The organism is Geodermatophilus sp. SYSU D00700 (assembly GCF_054050255.1).
In genome coordinates, this window is the sequence record NZ_JBJGZA010000009.1 from 12609 (window position 1) to 33601 (window position 20993).

General features: G+C 76.9%; 24 protein-coding genes. 15 read left to right on the forward strand and 9 right to left on the reverse strand.

Annotation, left to right across the window (positions count from 1 at the left end; translation table 11 throughout):
- The first annotated feature begins 12 nt into the window (after window positions 1-12).
- Window positions 13-630 (forward strand): NADPH-dependent F420 reductase, encoded by a 618-nt coding sequence (locus ACI79V_RS09340; RefSeq protein WP_456888607.1) that lies wholly within the window; start codon window positions 13-15, stop codon window positions 628-630.
- Here ACI79V_RS09340 and ACI79V_RS09345 read toward each other — a convergent pair.
- On the reverse strand, window positions 591-1400 hold the full coding sequence (locus ACI79V_RS09345) for a DUF4184 family protein (protein ID WP_456888609.1): 810 nt from the start codon (window positions 1398-1400) through the stop codon (window positions 591-593). The two genes, ACI79V_RS09340 and ACI79V_RS09345, sit on opposite strands and share 40 nt — an antisense overlap.
- Window positions 1401-1467: 67 nt before the next feature.
- On the opposite strand from ACI79V_RS09345, the gene ACI79V_RS09350 reads away from it, so the two are divergent.
- The gene (locus tag ACI79V_RS09350; RefSeq protein ID WP_456888612.1) at window positions 1468-1608 is read left to right on the forward strand and encodes a hypothetical protein; all 141 of its coding nucleotides are present in this window, start codon (window positions 1468-1470) and stop codon (window positions 1606-1608) included.
- Window positions 1609-1628: 20 nt separating this feature from the next.
- On the opposite strand, the gene ACI79V_RS09355 is transcribed toward ACI79V_RS09350, so the two are convergent.
- Entirely contained in the window at window positions 1629-2672 is a 1044-nt protein-coding gene (locus ACI79V_RS09355; RefSeq protein ID WP_456888615.1) for an MBL fold metallo-hydrolase, read from the reverse strand.
- Between the two features lie 117 nt (window positions 2673-2789).
- Between ACI79V_RS09355 and ACI79V_RS09360 the strand changes: the two genes are divergently transcribed.
- A complete protein-coding gene (locus ACI79V_RS09360) occupies window positions 2790-3326 on the forward strand; it encodes an FABP family protein (protein WP_456888617.1) in 537 nt (178 codons plus the stop codon).
- Window positions 3323-5035, forward strand: coding sequence for a DUF885 domain-containing protein (locus ACI79V_RS09365; RefSeq protein WP_456888619.1), 1713 nt, complete (start codon window positions 3323-3325; stop codon window positions 5033-5035). Before ACI79V_RS09360 ends, ACI79V_RS09365 begins: the two co-directional genes overlap by 4 nt.
- Here ACI79V_RS09365 and ACI79V_RS09370 read toward each other — a convergent pair whose 3' ends face one another.
- The gene (locus tag ACI79V_RS09370) at window positions 5036-5719 is read right to left on the reverse strand and encodes a TetR/AcrR family transcriptional regulator (RefSeq protein ID WP_456888620.1); all 684 of its coding nucleotides are present in this window, start codon (window positions 5717-5719) and stop codon (window positions 5036-5038) included.
- A 129-nt stretch (window positions 5720-5848) separates the two neighbouring features.
- On the opposite strand from ACI79V_RS09370, the gene ACI79V_RS09375 reads away from it, so the two are divergent.
- Window positions 5849-6781 carry an NAD-dependent epimerase/dehydratase family protein gene (locus ACI79V_RS09375; protein ID WP_456888622.1) on the forward strand — a complete coding sequence of 311 codons (933 nt, stop codon included), beginning with the start codon at window positions 5849-5851 and terminating at the stop codon, window positions 6779-6781.
- A 33-nt stretch (window positions 6782-6814) separates the two neighbouring features.
- Here the strand turns inward: ACI79V_RS09375 and ACI79V_RS09380 are convergent, their stop codons facing one another.
- Entirely contained in the window at window positions 6815-7513 is a 699-nt protein-coding gene (locus ACI79V_RS09380; RefSeq protein ID WP_456888625.1) for a hypothetical protein, read from the reverse strand.
- A gap of 321 nt (window positions 7514-7834) precedes the next feature.
- Window positions 7835-9220: a Na+/H+ antiporter NhaA gene (gene nhaA / locus ACI79V_RS09385; protein ID WP_456888627.1), complete on the reverse strand. Its 1386-nt coding sequence runs from the start codon at window positions 9218-9220 to the stop codon at window positions 7835-7837.
- A gap of 129 nt (window positions 9221-9349) precedes the next feature.
- On the opposite strand from nhaA, the gene murD reads away from it, so the two are divergent.
- The 9 genes from murD (at window position 9350) to ACI79V_RS09430 (ending at window position 16930) form a co-directional block, all read left to right on the forward strand.
- Entirely contained in the window at window positions 9350-10708 is a 1359-nt protein-coding gene (gene murD / locus ACI79V_RS09390) for a UDP-N-acetylmuramoyl-L-alanine--D-glutamate ligase (protein ID WP_456888629.1), read from the forward strand.
- Window positions 10701-12029 (forward strand): hypothetical protein, encoded by a 1329-nt coding sequence (locus tag ACI79V_RS09395; protein WP_456888630.1) that lies wholly within the window; start codon window positions 10701-10703, stop codon window positions 12027-12029. The genes murD and ACI79V_RS09395 overlap by 8 nt, the downstream gene beginning before the upstream one ends.
- 25 nt (window positions 12030-12054) lie before the next feature.
- Window positions 12055-12510, forward strand: a complete 456-nt coding sequence (locus ACI79V_RS09400) for a Fur family transcriptional regulator (protein ID WP_456876333.1) — start codon at window positions 12055-12057, stop codon at window positions 12508-12510.
- Window positions 12507-13613, forward strand: a complete 1107-nt coding sequence (gene ygfZ / locus ACI79V_RS09405; RefSeq protein WP_456888632.1) for a CAF17-like 4Fe-4S cluster assembly/insertion protein YgfZ — start codon at window positions 12507-12509, stop codon at window positions 13611-13613. Before ACI79V_RS09400 ends, ygfZ begins: the two co-directional genes overlap by 4 nt.
- Complete coding sequence (locus ACI79V_RS09410; RefSeq protein WP_456888634.1) at window positions 13610-14176, forward strand: RsiG family protein; 567 nt, start codon at window positions 13610-13612, stop codon at window positions 14174-14176. The genes ygfZ and ACI79V_RS09410 overlap by 4 nt, the downstream gene beginning before the upstream one ends.
- On the forward strand, window positions 14173-15141 hold the full coding sequence (locus ACI79V_RS09415) for an asparaginase (RefSeq protein ID WP_456888636.1): 969 nt from the start codon (window positions 14173-14175) through the stop codon (window positions 15139-15141). Before ACI79V_RS09410 ends, ACI79V_RS09415 begins: the two co-directional genes overlap by 4 nt.
- A gap of 100 nt (window positions 15142-15241) precedes the next feature.
- On the forward strand, window positions 15242-15766 hold the full coding sequence (locus tag ACI79V_RS09420) for a helix-turn-helix domain-containing protein (RefSeq protein ID WP_456888637.1): 525 nt from the start codon (window positions 15242-15244) through the stop codon (window positions 15764-15766).
- Window positions 15763-16488, forward strand: coding sequence for a hypothetical protein (locus tag ACI79V_RS09425; protein WP_456888638.1), 726 nt, complete (start codon window positions 15763-15765; stop codon window positions 16486-16488). Before ACI79V_RS09420 ends, ACI79V_RS09425 begins: the two co-directional genes overlap by 4 nt.
- A 157-nt stretch (window positions 16489-16645) precedes the next feature.
- The gene (locus tag ACI79V_RS09430) at window positions 16646-16930 is read left to right on the forward strand and encodes a DUF2516 family protein (protein ID WP_456888640.1); all 285 of its coding nucleotides are present in this window, start codon (window positions 16646-16648) and stop codon (window positions 16928-16930) included.
- 13 nt (window positions 16931-16943) lie between these two features.
- Here the strand turns inward: ACI79V_RS09430 and ACI79V_RS09435 are convergent, their stop codons facing one another.
- The 3 genes from ACI79V_RS09435 to ACI79V_RS09445 are packed head-to-tail and all read right to left on the reverse strand — an operon-like array spanning window position 16944 to window position 18916.
- Window positions 16944-17153: a PspC domain-containing protein gene (locus ACI79V_RS09435; protein ID WP_456876326.1), complete on the reverse strand. Its 210-nt coding sequence runs from the start codon at window positions 17151-17153 to the stop codon at window positions 16944-16946.
- Window positions 17154-17204: 51 nt separating this feature from the next.
- Entirely contained in the window at window positions 17205-18041 is an 837-nt protein-coding gene (locus ACI79V_RS09440) for a spermidine synthase (RefSeq protein ID WP_456888642.1), read from the reverse strand.
- A 17-nt stretch (window positions 18042-18058) separates the two neighbouring features.
- Window positions 18059-18916, reverse strand: coding sequence for a class I SAM-dependent methyltransferase (locus tag ACI79V_RS09445; protein WP_456888644.1), 858 nt, complete (start codon window positions 18914-18916; stop codon window positions 18059-18061).
- A gap of 98 nt (window positions 18917-19014) precedes the next feature.
- Between ACI79V_RS09445 and ACI79V_RS09450 the strand changes: the two genes are divergently transcribed.
- Window positions 19015-20016, forward strand: a complete 1002-nt coding sequence (locus ACI79V_RS09450; RefSeq protein ID WP_456888645.1) for a UDP-N-acetylmuramate dehydrogenase — start codon at window positions 19015-19017, stop codon at window positions 20014-20016.
- A 144-nt stretch (window positions 20017-20160) separates the two neighbouring features.
- Here the strand turns inward: ACI79V_RS09450 and ACI79V_RS09455 are convergent, their stop codons facing one another.
- Window positions 20161-20949, reverse strand: a complete 789-nt coding sequence (locus ACI79V_RS09455; RefSeq protein WP_456888646.1) for an SDR family oxidoreductase — start codon at window positions 20947-20949, stop codon at window positions 20161-20163.
- Window positions 20950-20993 lie beyond the last annotated feature (44 nt).

Consider the following 20993-nt stretch of genomic DNA (forward strand, 5'->3'; position numbering starts at 1 on the left):
GTGCTCGGGTGCGTGCGCATCGCGGTCCTCGGCAGCGGTCAGGTGGGGCAGGCGCTGGCGCGGGGCTACCCGCGGCACGGGCACGACGTGGTGGTCGGCACCCGGCAGGCGGCGGTCGGCGACCTGCCCGTCGCGCGGCCCGAGGACGCGGTGCGGGGCGCCGACCTCGTCGTGCTCGCCGTACGGGGCGACGCCGCCGTCGACCTGGTGACCGCGCTGGCCCCGCGGTTGGAGGGCACGGTCCTGGTCGACGCCACCAACCCGCTCGACTCCTCCTCCGGCGCCCCGGCCCTCTTCGTGGGCACCGACGACTCGCTGGGCGAACGGGTGCAGCGGGCGGCTCCAGGTGCGCGCGTGGTCAAGGCCTACAACACGGTGGGCAACGCGCTGATGGTGGACCCGCAGTTGCCCGGGGGCCCGCCCACGATGTTCGTCGCTGGGGACGACCCCGCGGCCAAGGACCTGGTCACCGGCCTGCTCCGCGACACCGGCTGGGACGTCGCCGACCTCGGCGGGATCACCGCCAGCCGCTGGCTCGAGGGCCTGTGCATGGCGTGGGTGGCCTACGGCGCCACGCACGGCACCTGGGGTCACGCCTTCCGGCTGCTCCGCCCGGACGCGGGGGACTGACCGCGCCGCGACGCCCCCGGGCCCGGCGGCCGGCCGCGGCGCCGGCCCAGGTGCCAGGCGGCCGCACCCAGCACCGCGGCCACGCCCATCGCCGCGCCACCCGCCGTCGCGCCGGCGAACCCGGCCCGGAGCACGTCGGGCGCGCGGACGGCGGCGGCCCCGCCCACGACCGCGCCCAGCCCGACCAGCCCGGCCCACACCGCCCACGCGGTCCCGCGCAGGTCGCCGGGCCGCGACGGCGTCCGGCGCCACCACAGGACCAGCCAGCCGGCGAGGACGACCGCACCCAGCACCGTGCTCACGTGCTGCGCGACGTCGTAGCCGAACCAGTCCTCACCGGCCAGGGTGGCCACCGGTGCGGTCAGCGCCGGCACGTTCCGCGTGCCCCAGCCCCACCAGTGCGTGAACTGGTCCCAGCCGACGTGCGTGGCCGCCCCGACGGCGAGGGCGGCCAGGACGGCCGCCACCGCCCGCGCCGACCCGAGCCGCGCGCGCAGGCCCGGGGCCACGGTCACCCGGCGGCGCAGCCCGCCCGGTGCGGCGGCGAGCGCCGGCGCGGCCAGCAGGCCGTGCCACACCAGCCACAGCCCGGCGCCCAGGGCGACGTCGAGGGAGACCACCGCGAGCAGGTCGTGGGTCGGCCAGTCCGGGCGCCCGGGCAGGTAGAAGGGCACGTCGGGGGCGAGGCTCCCCGCCACGAGCGCGGACGCGGGCAGGCCGGATCGCAGGAACGGCAGCACCGCCGCGGGGTGGCTCCCGGTGAACGGCACCGGCCCATCGTGCCTCCCGCGGCGGGTCCGGCCACCGGTCGCGTGCCGGCGCGCCTACCGTGGCGCCGTGGTCGCCGCGTGGGTCCTGGTCGCGCTCGCCGCGCTGGCGGCCCTGGCCTGCCTCGCCGCCGCCCGGCGGCTGGCCCGGCCGGGCGGGCGCCCGCGCAGTGAGCGGCCCCGCCCGGGGCGCGGCGCGCGGGGCCGCTGACCCGCTGACCCGCCCGGTCGTCAGGCCGCGGTGAGGGTGCAGCCGGTGCCCGAGCTGCTCGCCACCCACGCGTCGGGGAGGGCGGCGGCCAGCGCGTGCTGAGCCCGCCAGCCCGTGCAGTGACCGGGGACGAGGAGGTCCGGCGCCAGCTCGGTCAGCGCACGCACGGTGGGCAGGATGACCCCCTCGAACGCGGGACCACCGAGGTGCAGTCCCCCGAACAGCGCGGTCAGCCGGTCGACACCGGTCAGCCGCATCGCGTGCCGCACCGTGTTGACCGCGCCGGCGTGGCCGCAACCGGTCAGCACGACCAGGCCGCGGCCGCGCACGTGCACGACCAGGGCCTGGTCGTCGAGGACCAGCGGGTCGTGCTCCCACGACGCGCCGGTCCACGCCTGGTGCGACGCGGGCATGCCGCGCTCGAAGTCGGTCGTCCGGTCGACCTCGCCGGTGACCAGCACGCATCCGTCGACCAGCAGCGACGGCTGCCGCCGCTCGACCACCGTGAAGCCCTCCGCCTCCAGCGCACGGCGGCTCAGCGTCGGCAGCTCGGTCGGCCGGGTGCCCGGCACCGTCACCCGCCGCCGCGTCCAGACCAGCGGGTGCACGGTCATCGGCAGGGACCGCCGGCGGGCCAGGCCGGCCAGCCCGCCGGCGTGATCGAAGTGACCGTGGCTGAGGACGACGCCCTGCACCGCGCCCAGGTCGACGCCGAGCCGCTCGGCGTTGTCCGCCATGCCGTCCGGGGAGATGCCGGTGTCGAACAGCAGGGTGGTGGACGTCCTCCCGCGTCGCACCGTCACCAGCGCCGAGAAGCCGTGCTCGGCGCGCAGCCCGGGCAGGGTCCCCCCGCCGTCGAACAGCGGTGCGACGACCGTGCCGGCCTGCCACGGGGCCACCCGGTGCACGTCCTCGGTGCCGGTCAGCAGGCCGTCGTAGGAGTTGTCGACGAGCGTGGTGACGACGACCTCGTCCACCGGCTCCAGCGCGATCGGGTCCACCGCCGGACCCACGGCCGGTCGGGGCGCCGTGGCGACCGGCTCCCCGGGTGCGCCTCCGCACATGGCCCGACGGTAGCCACGTCGCGGCCGCCCCGGCGGGGTGCCGGACCTGCCACGACCGGAGCCCGCCGGCCCGGCCCCGGCTACGGTGACGGGCATGTCTCCCCGGGACGCCGGCCGGTGACCGGCCCGACCGACCTGCCCGTCGCCGACACCGTCGACGTCCGCTCCGGACCCGAGGTCGCGCACGGCCTGCTGTCGGTGCTGCCGCTGCTGGGGGAGTGGCACGGCGAGGGCGTGCTCGCCGGGGGAGACACCGGCGACCGGCGCTTCGGCCAGTGGATCCGCTTCGCCCACGACGGCCGCGACTTCCTCGCCTACGAGTCCCGGACCTGGCTGATCGGCGACGACGGCCGGGTCGAGGGCCCCGCCGTCCGCGAGACCGGCTTCTGGCGGCCCCGCGGCGAGGACGACGTCGAGCTGCTGGTGACCAGCCCCGAGGGCCTGGTCGAGCTCTACGTCGGCTCGGCGCGGACCACCACGAGCTGGGAGCTGACCAGCGACGTGGTGGCCCGCACGCCCGACGCGCCGGAGACCACCCGGGCCGTGCGGCTCTACGGCATCGTCGAGGGGGCGCTCATGTACGCGATCGACCGGGCGGGGGCCGACACCCCGCTGCGGCCCACGATGTCGGCGCGGCTGGAGCGGCTGCGGTGAGCGTCCCGGTGAGCGGCTCGGTGAGCACCCCCCGCCAGGTCGCCGACCGCTACGTCGACGCCGTCTGCGACCTCGACCCCATCGTCGCGACGTCGCTGGGGACCCGGCCCGGCGACGACCGGCTGCCCGACCTGAGCCCCGACGGGCTGGCGGCCGAGGCCGACCTGACCCGGCGGACCCTGGCCGAGCTCGACGCCGTCCTGGCCGCCGACCCCGCGCTGGCCGACGACCCCGTCGAGCGGCGCTGCGCCCGCCTGCTCCGCGAGCGGCTGGGTGCCGAGCTCGCCGCGCACGAGGCCGGGGAGGGCTTCCGCGCGCTGTCGAACCTGTTCAGCCCGGTCCACTCGGTGCGCCAGGTCTTCCTGCTCATGCCCACGGCCACCGAGGACGACTGGTCGGTGGTCGCCCGCCGCATGGCGCGCATCCCGGAGGCCTACCGCGGCTACCTCGACACGCTGCGCGAGGGCGCCCGGCGCGGGCTCCTCGTCGCACCGCGCCAGGTGTCGACCGTCGTCGGGCAGCTCGACGAGTGGCTGTCCGGGCCGTTCTTCGGCGGCCTGGCCGCGTCCGGTCCCGAGGCGCGCCGGGGCGAGCTGGAGGCCGCCGCGCGGTCGGCCGACGCCGCGGTGGCCGAGGTCCGGGACTTCCTCCGCGACACCTACCTGCCGCAGGCGCAGCACACCCCGGACGCCGTCGGCCGCGACCGCTACGCGCTCGCCGCGCGCCGGTGGAACGGCTCCGACCTCGGCAGCGGGGACGGCCTGGAGGAGGCCTACGCCTGGGGCTGGGCCGAGCACCGGCGGATCCTGGCCGAGCAGCGGGCCGAGGCCGAGGCGCTGCGCCCCGGGTCGACCCCGCGCGAGGCCATGGCCTGGCTCGACGAGCACGGCCCCGCGGTCGACGGCGTCGAGGCCGTCCGGCAGCGGCTGCAGGCGATGATGGACGAGGCGATCGCCGCCCTCGACGGCACGCACTTCGACCTCGCCGAGCCGGTGCGCCGGGTGGAGGCGATGATCGCCCCGCCGGGCAGCGCGGCGGCGCCGTACTACACCCGCCCCGCCCTGGACTTCTCCCGTCCCGGCCGCACCTGGCTGCCGACCCTCGGCCGCGAGCGCTTCCCGCTGTGGGACCTGGTCTCGATCTGGTACCACGAGGGCGTCCCCGGCCACCACCTGCAGCTGGCGCAGTGGGTCTACGTCTCCCGCGACCTGTCGACCTACCAGACGTCGCTGGGCTCGGTGAGCGCCAACGTCGAGGGCTGGGCGCTGTACGCCGAGCGGCTCATGGACGAGCTCGGCTACCTCACCGAGCCGGGCGCGCGGATGGGTTACCTCGACGCCCAGCAGCTGCGCGCGATCCGGGTGGTGATCGACATCGGCATGCACCTGCGGCTGCCGGTCCCCGACGACGCCGAGGGCGCGCTCGCCGCCCACCGCGGGCAGCCGTGGACGCCTGAGCTCGCGCGCGCCTTCGCCGGCGACCACCTGGGCAGCGACCCGGCGTTCCTCGACAGCGAGCTGATCCGCTACCTGGGCCTCCCCGGCCAGGCGATCAGCTACAAGCTCGGCGAGCGCGCCTGGCTGGCGGGCCGCGCGGCGGCCCAGCGCGCCCGCGGCGCGGACTTCGACCTCAAGGCGTGGCACATGGCGGCGCTGTCGCAGGGTTCGCTCGGCCTCGACGACCTCGAGGCCGAGCTCGCCCGGCTCTAGTCAGGACGGCGCGAGCCCGACCAGGCGGGCCAGCTCGGCCGTCGCCCGGGCGAAGAAGCGGTCCCCGTCCTCGACCGACCCGACCAGCTGGCCGAACAGCTCGAAGCCCACCGTGCCGAACAGCGCGCAGTAGGCGAGCAGGGCGCGCACCCGGACGGCGTCGTCGATGCCCGGGGCGTCCTGCCCGAGGATCTCCACCGCGGCGTCGCCGAGCAGGCCCGGCTCCCGGCCGCCGTCCCCGGTGAGCAGCCCGGCCCGGGCGGCGTCGCCGAGGATCCGGCCGAGGACGATGCCGACCCGCGACGCCGCCGGCACCGTGTCCCGCGGCGCGGCGTAGCCGGGTACGGGCGAGCCGTAGAGCAGCGCGTACTCGTGCGGGTGCATCCGCGCCCAGTCCCGCACCGCGGCGCACACCGCCGACCAGCGCCGCTCCGGTGCCGCGGCAGGGTCGTCGGCGGCCTCGGCCGCGGCGCCGAGGGCGTCGTAGCCGTCGATGATCAGCCGGGTCAGCAGGTCGTCGCGGCTGGGGAAGTAGCGGTACACCGCCGACGACGCCATCCCCACCTCCCGCGCCACTGCGCGCAGCGAGAGGGCCGCGGCGCCGACCTCGGCCAGCTGCCGGCGCGCGGCCTCCGTGATCTCGACGGTCAGCTCGGCGCGGACGCGCTCGCGGGCGGTGGGCACGCCGGGATGGTGCCGTACCGAGAGCGGCGCACGCAAGTGCGAGCAGCGCTCTTGACAGGAGGCCGAGATGGCGCGATCGTCGTTCTCGAACGAGAGCACCGCTCTCGTCGGAGCGGACGAGGAGTCCTCATGGCACTGCACGTGATCGTGGGCAAGGGCCCGGTGGGCGCGACGACGGCCGAGCTGCTGGCCGCCCGGGGCCACCGGGTGCGGGTCCTCTCCCGCAGCGGCGGCACCTCCACCGGCACCGTCGAGCACCGCCGGGTCGACGCCGCCGATGCCCGGGCGCTCACCGAGGCCGCGGCCGGCGCCGCCGCGCTCTACAACGCCGTCAACCCGGCCTACCACCGTTGGCCCACCGACTGGCCGCCGGTCGCTGCCGCCCTGCTCGCGGCCGCCGAGCGCACCGGCGCGGTGCTGGTGACGATGTCGAACCTCTACGTGTACGGCCGGCCGGCCGGGCCGATGACGCCGGAGAGCCCGCTGGCGGCCACCGACACCAAGGGCCGGGTGCGGACGGCGATGTGGCGCGACGCGCTCGCCGCGCACGAGGCCGGCCGGATCCGGATGACCGAGGCCCGCGCCGGGGACTTCGTCGGACCGCAGGTCCCGCCCGCCCAGTCGCACCTCGTGCGCCAGCTGGAGACGCTGCGCCGCGGCCGCCGCGCCTGGGTGGTCGGGGACCCCGACGTGCCGCGCAGCTGGACCCACCTCCCCGACGTCGCCGCCACGCTGGCCGTCCTGGGCACCGACGAGCGGGCCCTGGGCCGCGCCTGGCACGTGCCGAGCAACCCGCCGCGCTCGCAGCGCCAGGCGCTCGCCGACCTGGCCCGGGCGATGGGCCGCCCGCCGGTGCCGGTCAGCGGCATCCCGTGGCCGGTGCTCTCCGCCATCGGGGTGGTCGCGCCGAAGATGCGCGAGATCGTCGACGTCCGGCACCAGTTCGACCAGGCGTACGTCCTGGACGCGACGGCTACCACCGAGACCTTCGGCCTGACCGCCACCCCGTGGGACCAGGTGGTCGCGGCGACGGTGGGCGCCGCGGTGGCGTCCCGGGCCTGAGTGCCCGGTGGGGTCTCCCCGGACGGCGGGCGCTCAGCGGACCCGGTCGACGACGTTGACCGGGTCGCTGTCCGGGGTGACCGGGTCGCCGGGCCGGGCCGGGGCCACCTCCAGCCGGCTGGCCAGCAGCGCATCGACGGCCGCCACGGTGCCGCCGACGTAGGTGCTGGTCAGCGCGGGGTCGGTGACCACGCACCAGGCGCGGTCGGCCGGCCACCACAGGGAGGCGCTCTGCTCGCGCGGTTCGGGGGCGAAGTTCTCGGCGGCCCGCTCGACCGGGCCGCGCACCAGCAGCAGGTCGGCGCGGGGCAGCAGCAGCCGCGGCAGGTCGGCGACAGCGCCGTCGTCCCAGCCGAACCAGCACTCGCCGGGGGTGGTGGTGTGCCCGGCGAGCACCGCGGCCAGCTCGCGGGCGACGTGCGCGGCCAGGTGCCCCTCGGCCGGAGCGTCGTTCCACAGCCCGGGCTGGTCGGCCTCGCCGAGGTGGTCCCAGGAGCCGGTGATGCCGGGCCACTGCATCAGCCGGTGCGGGGTCGTGCCGTTGGCCGCGGCGACCTCGTCCCAGCGGACGTGCACGTCGGCGTCGCCGTCGTAGCGGACGGCGGGGTGGAACACGCGGGCGGCGGCGGCGAAGCCGGCGGGGAGGAGCGCGGCGACGGTCTCCGGCGGAGCCCGGCGGACGGACTCGGCGATCCAGCGGCCGGCCGGCGCGGTGCGCCCCACGATCGACACCGGGCGCTGCCCCCTCCCCCGGGAACGGACAACCCCCGGGCTGCTCCGCGGCGCCGTCCCGGTACGGGTGGCAGCTCGCGGGCCGACTGGACAAGTGTCGGCGGCCCGGGGGTCGGGTGACTGTCCGGTTCTCGCTCGCCGCCGTACGACGGACGGGCGATCATGCCGTCGTTCGGATTCCACTCCGAACGGGCGGCCCATCTGGACGGCGGCTAGCGGACAGCCACCTCACGAGTCCGATAAGCATGCAAAGTACGGACCACCTCCTCTCTCGTGTACCTCGACGGTACGACGTGGTTCCGGGGTCGGCAACGACGTTCTTCAGCCGTCGGCGGAACCGCCGGCGGTGCGCCCGGGCGGCGGCGCGCCGCGCCAGTCGGGATCGTGGTCGGCCTCGTCCCGCACCGTGCCGCCCTGGAAGACGTCCGGGATGTCGTCGTGGTCGGCGTCGACCTGCTCCATCTCCCAGATCTGCCGGTACCGGCGGTTGCGGAGCCGCAGCACGACCGTGGCCAGCAGGGCCGACAGCAGGGTGCCGAGGAGCACACCGACCTTGACGTGCTCGTCGCGCTCGCTCCCGACGCCGAAGGCCAGCTCGCCGATGAGCAGGGACACGGTGAAACCGATGCCGCCGAGCAGCGCCAGGCCCACCACGTCGGGCCAGCCCAGGTCGTCGGCGAACTCCGCCCGGGTGAACCGGGTGACCAGCCAGCTCGCCCCGACGATGCCGGCCACCTTGCCGACGACGAGGCCGACGATGATCCCCAGGGTCACCCGGTCGTTGATCGACTCGACCAGCCCGGACAGCCCGCCGACGGTGACCCCGGCGGCGAAGAAGGCGAAGACCGGCACCGCGAAGCCGGCCGAGATCGGGCGGAACCGGTGCTCGAGGTGCTCGGCCAGGCCCGGTCCGGCGCCGGGCCCCCCGGCCGCCTCGCTGCGGACCACCGGCACGGTGAAGGCGAGCAGGACGCCGGCCACGGTGGCGTGCACGCCGGACTCGTGGACGAGCACCCAGGTGAGCACGGCCAGCGGCATCAGCAGCCACCACGAGCGGATCCGCTTCTGCACGAGGAACCCGAACACCGCCAGCGGCACCAGCGACAGTGCCAGCCAGCCCGCGGCCAGCGACGTCGTGTAGAAGACCGCGATGATCGTGATGGCCAGCAGGTCGTCGACGACGGCGAGGGTCAGCAGGAACGTGCGCAGCGCGCTGGGCAGGTGGGTGCTGATCACCGCCAGGACGGCGAGGGCGAAGGCGATGTCGGTGGCCACGGGGATCGCCCAGCCGCGCAGCGCGTCACCGCCCCCCAGGTTGATGACCGTGTAGAGCGCCGCCGGCACGACCATCCCGCCGACGGCCGCGGCCACCGGCAGTGCCGCCCGACGGGGGTCGCGCAGGTCACCGGCCACGAACTCGCGCTTGAGCTCGAGCCCGGCGACGAAGAAGAAGATCGCGAGCAGGCCGTCGGCCGCCCACGTGCCCAGGGTCAGGTCCAGGTGCAGGGAGGCCGGCCCGACACGGGTGTCACGCAGCGCCTCGTAGGCCGCGGACCACGGCGAGTTCGCCCACACGAGGGCGATGACGGTGCCGATCAGCAGCAGGACGCCGCCGACGGTCTCCTTGCGCAGGATGTCCGCGATCCGGCTGGTCTCGGTCCACGAGCCGCGGGCGAACATGCGGGTGGATCCGTGAGGGGCGTTCATGGGGCGGCTCCGGGGCGGTGGGTCGGGTGGGACACCGCCGACCAGACTTCCCGGCACACCCGGGGGAAGCCTAGCGGCGGGGTCCCGTCGTCGCCGTCCGGAGCCGGGGCCGTCCGTAGAGTGGGCGCCGTGGACCCCCGCCCGGCACCGCCCCCGCGGGAGCGTTCCCTCCGGCCGGCCGAGCTGGCCGGCCGCCGCGTGGGGGTGTGGGGTCACGGCCGCGAGGGCCGCGCCGCCGTCCGGGCCGCACTGGCCGCCGGGGCCGCCGGGGTGCTCGTCGCCGACAGCCGCCCGGTCGACCCCGCGTCCCTGCCCGAGGGCGTCACCGCGACCACCGACGCCGCCGACCTCGCCGGCTGTGACGTCGTCGTCCGCTCCCCGGGGATCAGCCCGTACCGCGAGGACGCGCGGCGGCTGGCCGACCGGACCGTGGTGACCACCGGCACCGGCATGGCGCTGGCCGAGGCCGCCGCGCGGGGCGTCCCGGTGCTGTGCGTCACCGGCACCAAGGGCAAGAGCACGACCAGCGCGCTGGCCGCCGCCGTCCTCACCGCGGCCGGGCGCCCGGCGGTGCACGCCGGCAACATCGGCACCCCGCTGCTCGACGTCCTGGCCGACGTGGGGGACCGGACGCTCGTCGTGGAGATCTCCAGCTACCAGGCCGCCGCCGTGCCGGACTTCGCCGGCCGTGGGGCGCTGACCTCGCTGGCCCCCGAGCACCTGGACTGGCACGGCTCGGAGGCGACCTACTTCCGCGACAAGCTGCGGGTCTTCACCGCCTGCCCGGAGCGGTCGGTGGTGGTCAGCGCGCAGGCGCGGCCACTGGCCGAGCGCCACCTCGACCCCGCCCAGCTGGTCGACCCCACCGAGGTGCTGCCGCCCGGCCTGGCCGACCGGGCCCGCCCGGTGCACCTGCCCGGCGCGCACAACCGCAGCAACGTCGGCGTCGCGCTGGCCGCCTGCGCGCTGCTCGGCCTCGACCTCGCCGCGGCCGCCGACGCGGTCACGGCGGCGGTCGCGGGTTTCCGCGCGCTGCCGCACCGGCTGGCGCCCGTGGCCACGCTGGGCGGCGTCACCTTCGTCGACGACACGCTCTCCACCACGCCGGTGTCGGTGCTCGCCGCGCTCGACGCCCTGGCCGACCGGCCCGTGACGCTGATCGCCGGCGGCCAGGACCGGGGCCTGGACTACACCGGCCTGGCCGCGGCGTTGGTGCAGCGGCGGGACTCCGTCGCGCTGGTCACCGTCCCCGACACCGGGGGGCGGCTGGCCGACGACGTCCGCCGGGAGGCCGCCGGGGCGGCGGTGCGCCTCACCGAGACGCAGTCCCTCGCCGAGGCGGTGGCGGCGGCGATCGCCGGCACGCCGCCGGGCGGGGTCGTGCTGCTTTCGCCCGGCGCCCCCAGCTACAACCGCTACCGCGACTTCGAGGAGTTGGCAGCCACCTATGAGCACGTCCTCGCCGATGCCGGCGCCGAGCGTGTCTGACCGCCCCGGCACCGGCGCCTTCGTCGTCGGCGGCCGGTCCCTCGACCCCGCCACCGGCGAGGCCGCCTTCACCTACCGGCTCGGCGACGACGAGTTCACCGAGCGGCTGACCCTCGACCCCGCGCTGCTGACCGGCCCGGCGCCCGCGCAGCTCGACGCCGCCCTCGACCTGGTGCACCTGGTCATGGGCACCAGCTACTACAAGCTGGCCGCGCCCGGCCGGGTCGTCGTCGAGCGGCCGGTCACCGCCGCCCAGCTCGCCGTCGCGCGGGCCGCCTACACCGACGGGCTCGGCGAGTTCGCCGCGGTGAACCGGCTGCCGGTGCCGCACCGGGTCGAGTTCGACGTCGAGGTCCGCCCGGCCGGCCCGGCGCCGTCCCCCGGCACCCGTGGTGCGCTGCTGCCGGTCGGCGGCGGGAAGGACTCCGCGCTGGCCCTGGTCGTCATCCCCGACGGCACCGCCCTGGCGGTCAACCCCACCGGCGCGCAGCGCGACGTCGCCCGCGCGGCCGGCGTGCCGCTGCTCGAGGTGCGCCGCCGGCTCGACCCGCTGCTGGCCGAGCGCACCGCGCAGGGCGGCCTCAACGGGCACGTCCCGGTGACCGCGATCAACTCCGCGATCGCCACGCTGGTGGCCGTGCTCGGTGGCCACGACCCCGTGGTCTTCGCCAACGAGCGCTCCGCCGACGAGGAGACGCTCACCGTCGACGGCGCGAGCGTGAACCACCAGTACTCGAAGTCCTTCGCCTTCGAGCGGCTGTTCACCGCGGCCGCCGCCGAGGTCGGCACCGGCTACTTCAGCCTGACCCGGCAGCTGTCGGAGCTGGCCACGGTCGCCGCCGTCGCCGCGCTGCCGCTGCGCTCCGACATCCTCAGCTGCAACCGCTCCTACACCCAGCGGCACCTGGGCGGGCAGGCCGAGCAGCGCTGGTGCCTGCACTGCGACAAGTGCCTGTTCACGTTCCTCTGCTTCGCCGTCTTCCTCACCCCCGACGAGGCGCGCGAGGTGTTCGGCGGCAACCCGCTGGACGACCCCGCGCTCGCCGACGGGTTCCGCAGGCTGTGGGCCACCGAGAAGCCCTTCGACTGCGTGGGGGAGCGGGCCGAGAGCGCCGCGGCGATGGCGCACCTGGCCGCCGGCCGCTCGTGGGGTGACGCGCCGGTGGTGCGGCTGCTCGGCGCCGAGGCCGCCGACGCCGCGGAGGTCACCGGGGCCACCGTCGCCCGGTTCCTGCCGCCGCGCGGCGAGCACGGCATCCCGCAGCGGTACCTCGAGGCGTTGCAGCGGGTGCTGGCGAACGCCCGGTCCGCCGTCGCCTAGCCCGGCCGGAACTACGCTCGTCGCCGTGGGACCGGAGCACGGGACGGCGCCGCTGGCCGAGCGGCTGCGAGCGCAGGGACTGCGGCTGACGCCCCAGCGCCAGCAGGTGCTGGCCGCCGTCGCCGCCCTCGACCACGCCACCCCCGAGGCCATCGGCGCGCGGCTGCGCGAGCAGGCCGGACCCGACGGCGCGGCCCCCGACACCTCGACGGTCTACCGCACGCTGGAACTGCTCGAGCGGCTCGGCCTGGTCTGGCACACCCACCTGGGCAAGGGAGCGCCGGTCTACCACTCCTCCGAGCACCCGCACCTGCACGTGGTCTGCGCCTCGTGCGGCGAGATCTCCTCCGCCGACCCGGGTCTCCTCGACGCCGCGGCGGAACGTCTGGCGGCCGACCTGGGTTTCACCGTGGACGTGGGGCACGTCGCGCTGTCGGGGACGTGCCGTCGATGCAGGGAAGCCGGGACGGAGAACCCATGACCACCTCACCGCTGGCCGCGCGAGCGGGCGCCGTCGTCGCCGAGGGCGCGACCGTGGCCGCCCACCTCGGCGACCCGCTGCGCGAGCAGCGGCTGCTCGCCGAGGGCGCCGGCTGGGTCGACCGCAGCGACCGGGACGTGCTCACCGTCCCCGGCGCCGACCGGCTCACCTGGCTGCACAGCCTCACCAGCCAGCACCTCGAGCGGCTCGCCGACGGCACCGGCACCGAGGCGCTGGTGCTCTCGCCGCACGGCCACGTGGAGCACCACCTGGTCCTCGCCGAGCTCGCCGGCACCACCTGGGCCGACGTCGAGCCCGGCACCGGGGCCGCCCTGCTGGCCTTCCTGCAGCGGATGGTCTTCATGCTGCGCGTCGAGCCGGCCCTGGTCACCGGCGAGTGGGCGGTGCTGTCGCTGGTCGGCCCGCGCGCGCCGGAGGTGCTGGCCGCCGCCGGGCTGCCCGCGCCCGCGACCCCGTACGCCGTCGCCGCGCTGCCCGACGGCGGCTGGGTGCGCCGGATGCCGCCGCTCGGCGACGGCGGCGCGACCGCGTTCGACCTGCTCGTCCCGCGCGCCGACCTGGCCGCCCGCGCCGACGCGCTCTCCGCCGCGGGTGCGGGCGCCGCCGGGCTGGACGCCTACGAGGCCCTGCGGGTCGAGGCGCGCCGCCCGCGGCTGGGCACCGACACCGACCACCGCACCATCCCCAACGAGCTGGAGTGGCTCACCAGCGCCGTTCACCTGGACAAGGGCTGCTACCGCGGGCAGGAGACCGTCGCCCGGGTGCACAACCTCGGCCGCCCGCCGCGGCGGCTGGTCCTGCTCCACCTCGACGGCGTCAGCGAGGACCTGCCCGCCCCGGGCGCCCCGGTCCTGTCCGGGGCCCGCGAGGTGGGCCGCGCCGGCACGGTGGTGCGCCACCACGAGCTCGGCGTCGTCGCGCTGGCGCTGGTCAAGCAGTCGGTGGGCGCAGCCGCCGAGCTCACCGTGGGTGGCTCGCGCGCCGTCGTCGACCCCGACGACGTCCCGGCCGCGGTCGACGACACCCGGGCCGCCGCCCGCGACCGGGTCCGGGCCGTCCGGTCTGCCACCATCGGGCGGTGACCTCGCTGAGCCCCGACCCGACGCCCGCCGGCGGTGCGGCCGTCGACGAGCTGCTCGACCCCGCGTTCCTCCGCGACGTCGAGCAGCGGTCCATGTCCGACGTGCGGCAGCTGCGCCGCCGCGCCGAACAGGAGGAGGTCAACCTCTCCTACACGCGGCGGCTGCTGCAGGGCCGGCTCGACATCGTGCGCCGCGAGCTGCAGCGCCGGGCCGACCAGGACGGCCGCTCGCTGCTCGACCTGCTGCCGGAGATCCTCGCCGAGAAGGGCCGCGGCCCGGCGCACGGCCTGGGCCGGCACCAGACGCTGCAGCCCGCCGCGCCCGGTGTCTACGAGTCGTGGGTGCACGGCCTGACGCCCGACGTCGACCTGTCCGACGTCGCCGCGCTCCCGGACGCCGACCTGGAGCGGGCCGCCCGCGCGCTCGCCGCCGCCGAGGGGTCGCTGTCCGAGCGCCGCCGCGGCGTGCAGCAGGTCATGGACACCCTCGCCGGGGAGCTCGCCCGCCGGTACCGCAACGGCGAGGCCGACGTCGCCGCGCTGCTCGCCGCCGAGGGCCGATGACGGGCTGGCCCGACGCGCCGGTCCTCGTCGAGGTGTGGCGCTCGGGGTTCCTGGAGTCGGTGCACCGCGGCGCCGTCGTCGTCGTGGACGCCGACGGCGGGGTGCGCTGGTCGGCCGGCGACGTCGACCGCCCGGTCCTCCCGCGGTCGGCCAACAAGCCCGTGCAGGCCACCGCCTACCTGGCCGCCGGCTGGGTCCCCCGCTCCGGCGAGGAGCTGGCGATCGCGGCCGGCTCGCACCTCGGCGAGGACGGCCACCGCGACCTCGCCGAGGGCATCCTCGCCGCCGCGGGCCTGGACCCGTCGGCCCTCGGCTGCCCGCCGGCCCTGCCCGGGCACGAGCCGACCCGCGCCGCCTGGCTGGTCGCCGGCCGCGCGCCCGAGCGGCTGGCGATGAACTGCTCGGGCAAGCACGCGGCGATGCTCGCGGCCTGCGCCGCCGCCGGCTGGCCGACCGAGGGCTACCTGCAGCGGGAGCACCCGCTGCAGCAGGCGATCGAGGCCCGCCTGGGCGCGGCGGCGGGTGAGCCGGTGGCGGCCGTGGTCGTCGACGGGTGCGGCGCGCCGCAGCACGGGCTGTCGCTGACCGGGCTGGCCCGCGGCGTCGGCTCACTGGTGGAGGCCCCGGCGGAGAGCCCGGAGCGGGCGGTGGCCGACGCGATGCGGGCGCACTCCTGGTACGTCGCCGGCACCGGCCGGGAGGACACCGACCTCATGACCGCCGTCCCGGGCCTGCTCGTGAAGGGCGGCGCCGACGGCGTGCACGTCGCCGCGCTGCCCGGCCGCGGCGCGGTGGCCTTCAAGCTCGACGACGGCGGCGACCGCGGCCGGGCCCCGGTGCTCGCCGCCGCCCTCCGCCGGCTCGGGGTCGACGCCGGCGTGCTGACGCCGTGGTCGGCTCCGCCCGTGACCGGCGGCGACGGCGTCGTGGGCGAGGTCCGGCCGTCGGCCGTGCTCGCCGCCTGACCTGCGGGGAGGGAGCGACACGCCGGGTGTGAGGCGACTCACGGAGGAGTGCTAGCAGCTGCGCTTGCAGTTGCTAGCACCCTTGCCTACCGTCGAGTACGTGCAGACCCCCGGCGAGTTCGTGAGCGGTCAGGTGAGGTCGGTCCGCGAGAAGGTGGACCAGCTCGCCGGCAGCGTCGCGGAGACGGTCGCGGCCGAGGCCCAGCAGGTCTCGACCGTGCGCTCGCAGGTGGGGGAGTTCATCCGGGAGCAGCGCAGCGCCGCCCGGGTGTCCCTGCGCGAGCTCGCCCGCGCCGCGGGAGTGAGCAACCCCTACCTCTCGCAGGTGGAGCGGGGGCTGCGCAAGCCGTCGGCGGAGATCCTCGCCGCCATCGCCAAGGGGCTGGAGATCTCCGCCGAGACGCTCTACGAGCAGGCGGGCATCCTCGACCGGCGCGCCGGCAACCCCGACACGGTCGCGGCCATCCGGTCCGACGACCAGCTCTCCGAGCGGCACAAGGCCGTGCTGCTCGAGCTGTACGAGACCTACGTCCGTGAGCACGCCACCGCTCCCCGCGGATCCGTGAGCACCGCCCGGGACCGCACGCCCGGGGACGACCCGAACCCCTCCAAGGAGACCGCATGACCACCGCCACCTCCCTCCTCGAGCAGGTCGCCGAGCGCGGCCGCACCCCGCTGCTGGTCGCCGTCGGCGCCGGTGACCTCGCCGTCGAGCAGGCCCGCACCGTCCTCGCCTCGCTGCGCTCGCGCGCCGTGGCCCTCCCCGGCGAGGCCCAGGTCCAGGTCGACCTGGCCACCCGCGAGGCCCGCACCCGCGCCGAGCAGGCTGCCGACCGCGCCCGCCAGCTGGCCCCCGTCGTCCGCCCCGACGCGGTCGTGTCCACCGTCAACGGGCTGGTCGAGCAGGCCCGCACCCAGGCCGTCGGCACCGTCGAGGCGCTGGCCGAGCGCGGCGCGGACGTCCTGCAGGAGCTGCGCCGTCAGCCCGGCCTCCGCCGCTTCGTGGTGCGCGCCGAGCAGGCCGTCGACACCGTCGAGGACGCCGTCGAGGAGGTCATCGAGGAGGCCGCCGAGGCCGTGACCGAGGCCTCCGACGAGATCACCTCGCGGGTCCAGAAGGCCGCCTCCCGGACGACCAAGGCCGCCGCCAAGGCCGAGGCCGCCGTCGAGGAGACCGCCGAGCAGGCCAAGGCCACCCTCGAGGAGACCGTCGAGGCCGCCGACCAGGCGACCGCCAAGGCCGCCCGCAAGCCCGCCAAGCGCACCACCGCCGCGCGCTCGTCGGCCGCCAAGGGCACCTCGGCCCGCGTCACCCGCACCCGCACCACCAAGAAGACCACCGACTGACGAAGGACCCTCCTGCTCCTGCAGGAGGGCCGCGACCCAGGGTGACGATCCAGGGCCCCGGAGCTGCACGTCGCGCTCCGGGGCCCTGTCGCGTCCCGGGACGGTGTCCACCCGTCGGGGGCAGCCCGAGCACCGCTCCGGCGGGTACCCTCCGGGCATGTCCTTCGACGGGATCGTGCTGTTGGCGCTCTACTACGCCACGCAGGCGCTGACCGTCTGGGCCCTCGTCGACGCCGTGATCCGCCCGGCCGCCGGGTACGTCGCGGCCGGCAAGCTCAGCAAGCCGGCCTGGGCGGCCATCACCGCGCTGGCCGCGGTGGTCATCTACCTGCAGGGCCCGATGACCTTCCTCGGCCTGCCCGCGGTCATCGCGGCCGTCGTCTACCTCGTCGACGTGCGCCCGGCCGTCCGCGGCGTGCAGCGGGGCAACAGCAGCTGGTGACGCAGCGGCCGGCTCAGTACCGGTCGTCGCGCGGCATGAACGCCCACAGCACCAGGTAGGCGATGAACTGCGGCCCCGGCAGGATGCACGAGACCACGAAGGCCAGCCGCAGGGCCCCGGTGGAGATGCCGTAGCGGCGGGCGATGCCGGCGCAGACGCCGGCGATCATCTTGTTGCGGGTGTCGCGGGCCAGCCGGCGCGGAGCCGGTGCGGGATAGGTCATGTCCCGACCCTAGGCGCGCCACGGGCCGCCGGGTATCGGGGAAGACCCTGGTCAGCGGCTGAACACACCCGGAGGCGGTTCCGGGGAGGCCACCGCCTGCGCGTCCCGGACCGGCGCCGCGTCGCCCGCGAAGCGCGCCAGGTCGTCGCCGGCCACCACCCGCGCCGGCATCGGGTCGCCCGCGCAACGCCGGGTCAGGGCGGCCACCGGCAGCGGTGCGTCGGAGGCCACCGTCACCAGGTTGCCGAAGCGCCGGCCGCGCAGCGTCCCGGGCTCGGCCAGCACGCAGACGTGCGCGAACACCGCCTGCAGCGTGGCCACCTGGCCGCGGGCGAAGCGCAGCGGCGGCCCGTCGGCGACGTTGGCGGTCAGCACGCCGCCCGGCCGCAGCACGCGGCGGGCCTCGGCGGCGTACTCGACGGTGGTCAGGTGCGCCGGGGTGCGGGCCCCGGCGAAGACGTCGCTGACGACGACGTCCGCGCTGCCGGCGGGCAGGGCCGCGAGCCCGGCGCGGGCGTCGGCGGCGCGCACCCGCACCCGCGCTCCCCGCGGCAGCGGCAGGTGGGCCCGGACCAGGTCGGTGAGCCGCTGGTCGGCCTCGACCACCCGCTGGCGCGAGCCCGGCCGGGTGACGGCGACGTAGCGGGCCAGCGTCAGCGCACCGCCGCCCAGGTGCACCGCGTCGACCGGCTCCCCCTCGGGAGCGACCAGGTCGAGGACGTGGCCCATCCGGCGGACGTACTCGAACTCCAGGTGCGCGGGGTCGTCGAGGTCCACGTGCGACTGCGGCGTCCCCGCCACGACGAGGACCCAGGAGCCGTCGCGGTCGGCGTCGCCGAGCAGCTCCGCGGTGCCGCCGTCGACCTCGGTGGGGCCCGGTGGCACCACCGGCGTCCGGTCCCTCCTCACCGCGGCGCGACCGCGGACCAGCGGACGCTGAGCTCGCCGTGCCGCCAGCGCCGGGTGGTGCCGACCAGCGGCCAGCCGTCGTCGGCCAGCGTCTGCACCGCGGCGACCCAGCGCTGCCGCGGCCCGAAGGTCGACAGCCCTGCCGCGGCCGCCCACGCGGCGTCGAACGCGCGCAGCAGCTCGTGCACCGGCTGCCCGGGCACGTTGTGGTGGACCAGCGCCTTCGGCAGTCGCTCGGCGAGGTCGGAGGGCCGGTCGAGGTCGGCGACCCGCGCGGCGAGGGTGAGGGTGAGTGGCCCGTCGGCGTCCAGCGCCACCCAGCTCGCCCGCCGTCCCCACTCGTCGCAGGTGCCCTCGACCAGCAGCCCGCCCGGGCCCAGGGCGGCGCACGTGGTCTCCCAGGCGCGGGCCGCGGACGCCTCGTCGTACTGGCGCAGCACGTTGAACTCGCGCACCAGCACCGGCCGCAGCCCGGCGAGCTCGAAGCCGCCGACGCGGAAGTCGACGCGCGGCGGGTCGCGGTCCTCGGCGACGGCGTCGACGCGGGCGGGGTCGATCTCCAGGCCCACGACCTCGAGCCCCGGCACCTCGGGGCCGAGCCGGTCGGCGAGCTCGAGGGTGGTCACCGCCGACGAGCCGTAGCCCAGGTCGACCACCAGCGGGCGGGCGGCGTCACGCAGCCGCGGGACCTGCGTGGCGAGGATCCAGCGGTCGACCCGGCGCAGGCGGTTGGCGTTGGTGGTGCCGCGCGTCGGCAGGCCCAGGGCCCGGGCGCGGCCCGCGGCCAGCCGGGGGTGGGCCCTGCGCGGTGCCAGGTTCGCCCGGCGCTTGTGCTCGCTGCCGCCCTCACTCACCGGACCCGAGGGTAGTCGGCCTCCCGAGTCGCCTCGCCGCCCGCGTCCACCCCGTGCGGCCCGGCCACCGATCGGCGTGACCCGATTACCGTGGGGCGGTGCTCGTCCGATCCGACGCCCGTCTCGCCGACCTCACCACCCTCGGGGTGGGTGGGCCCGTGCAGCGGCTGGTCGAGGTCACCGACGCCGCCGACCTGGTCGCCGCCGTCCGCGAGGCCGACGAGGCCGGCCGGCCGCTGCTGGTGCTCGGCGGGGGCTCCAACGTCGTCGCCCCCGACACGGGGTGGGACGGCGACGTCGTGGCCGTGCGCAGCCGCGGCGTCGAGCGGCGCGGCGACGTCCTCGAGGTGCAGGCCGGCGAGGACTGGGACGACCTCGTCGCGTACACCGTCGAGCAGCAGCTGGCCGGGATGGAGGCGCTCTCCGGCATCCCCGGCTCGACCGGCGCCACCCCGGTGCAGAACGTGGGCGCCTACGGCCAGGAGGTCGCCCAGACGATCACCGGGGTGCGGGTGTGGGACCGCGCCGAGAAGACCGAGCGGACGCTGCCCAACGCCGAGTGCGACTTCGGCTACCGCGACAGCCGGTTCAAGCGGGAGCCCGGCCGCTTCGTCGTCCTGACCGTGACCTTCGCGCTCGAGCCGGGACCGCTGTCGCGGCCGGTCGGCTACGCCGAGCTCGCCAAGCGGCTGGGCGTCGACCTGGGCGGCCGGGCGCCGCTGGCCGACGTCCGCGCCGCGGTGCTCGACCTGCGCCGGGGCAAGGGGATGGTCGTCGACCCGGCCGACCCCGACACCCGCAGCGCCGGGTCGTTCTTCACCAACCCGGTCGTCCCGGCCGAGCAGGCGGTGCCGGGGTGCCCGAGCTGGCCGGCCGGCGACGGGCGGGTCAAACTCAGCGCCGCGTGGCTGGTGCAGTCGGCGGGCTTCGGCCGCGGCACCCGCGAGGGCCGGGTCGGGACCTCGTCGCGGCACAGCCTGGCGCTGACCACCGAGCCGGGTGCGACGGCGGCCGAGCTCATGGCCTTCGCCGACCGCGTCGTCGCCGCCGTCCACGACCGCTTCGGCGTCACGCTGGTCCCCGAGCCGCAGCGGCTCTGACGCCGTCGGTCCGGCGTCGCCCCGCGGTGCCCGACCTCGCGCTGCAGGGTGAGGTCGGGCACCGCGGGGTGCGGTCGCCGCGCGGTGTGGCCGGTCACACCACCGGGGACCCCGGTTCGCGCAGTTGTGGCCGGCTGCGCGGGGTCACTCGGACTCGCGGTGCACCTTGTGCTGGGCGGCCTGGGCACGCGGCCGGACGACGAGCAGGTCGACGTTGACGTGGTGGGGCCGGGTGAGCGTCCAGGCGATGCAGTCGGCGACGTCCTCGGCGACCAGCGGCTCGCGCACCCCGCGGTAGACGGCGTCGGCGGCCTCCTGGCTGCCGGTGCGGACGAGCGAGAACTCCTCCGTCCGCACCATCCCGGGCGCGATCACGATGACCCGCACCGGCTCGCCGACCAGCTCCAGCCGCAGGGTCTCGGCCAGGGTGTGCACGCCGTGCTTGGCCGCCGTGTACGACGCGCCGCCCTCGTAGCTGACGATCCCCGCCGTGGAGCCGACGAACAGCACGTCGCCGGCGCCCGAGGAGCGCAGCGCCGGCAGGAGTGCCTTGGTCAGCCGGACCGTGCCCAGCACGTTGACGTCGTAGGTGCGCGCCCACGAGTCGAGGTCGGCCTCGGCCACCGGGTTGACGTCGAAGGCGCCACCGGCGTTGTTGACCAGGACGTCGACCCGGGGCAGCGCGGCCGCGAAGGCCTCGACCGAGGCGGCGTCGGTGACGTCGAGCGGCAGCGCGCGGCCACCGATGCGGTCGGCGAGCGCGGTCAGCCGGTCCAGCCGCCGGGCGCCCAGGACGACGTCGAACCCCTCGGCCACCAGCCGTTCCGCCGTCGCGGCGCCGATGCCGCTGGAGGCGCCGGTGACGACGGCGGTGCGCCCGGCCCCGGGCAGCGGGGCGGGGCCGGAGGGTGAGAGATCGCTGACACCGGGCATGTGGCCATCCTGTCGCTGTTGCAGGATGGAGAGCCGACAGGGGT

Coding starts and splice junctions, on each gene's coding strand:
- ACI79V_RS09355 (WP_456888615.1), bottom strand. CDS start 2,672: ATGTGCGGAGGCGCACCCGGGGAGCCGGTCGCCACGGCGCCCCGACCG.
- ACI79V_RS09375 (WP_456888622.1), top strand. CDS start 5,849: ATGGCACTGCACGTGATCGTGGGCAAGGGCCCGGTGGGCGCGACGACG.
- nhaA (WP_456888627.1), bottom strand. CDS start 9,220: ATGAACGCCCCTCACGGATCCACCCGCATGTTCGCCCGCGGCTCGTGG.
- ygfZ (WP_456888632.1), top strand. CDS start 12,507: ATGACCACCTCACCGCTGGCCGCGCGAGCGGGCGCCGTCGTCGCCGAG.
- ACI79V_RS09415 (WP_456888636.1), top strand. CDS start 14,173: ATGACGGGCTGGCCCGACGCGCCGGTCCTCGTCGAGGTGTGGCGCTCG.
- ACI79V_RS09425 (WP_456888638.1), top strand. CDS start 15,763: ATGACCACCGCCACCTCCCTCCTCGAGCAGGTCGCCGAGCGCGGCCGC.
- ACI79V_RS09430 (WP_456888640.1), top strand. CDS start 16,646: ATGTCCTTCGACGGGATCGTGCTGTTGGCGCTCTACTACGCCACGCAG.
- ACI79V_RS09435 (WP_456876326.1), bottom strand. CDS start 17,153: ATGACCTATCCCGCACCGGCTCCGCGCCGGCTGGCCCGCGACACCCGC.
- ACI79V_RS09455 (WP_456888646.1), bottom strand. CDS start 20,949: ATGCCCGGTGTCAGCGATCTCTCACCCTCCGGCCCCGCCCCGCTGCCC.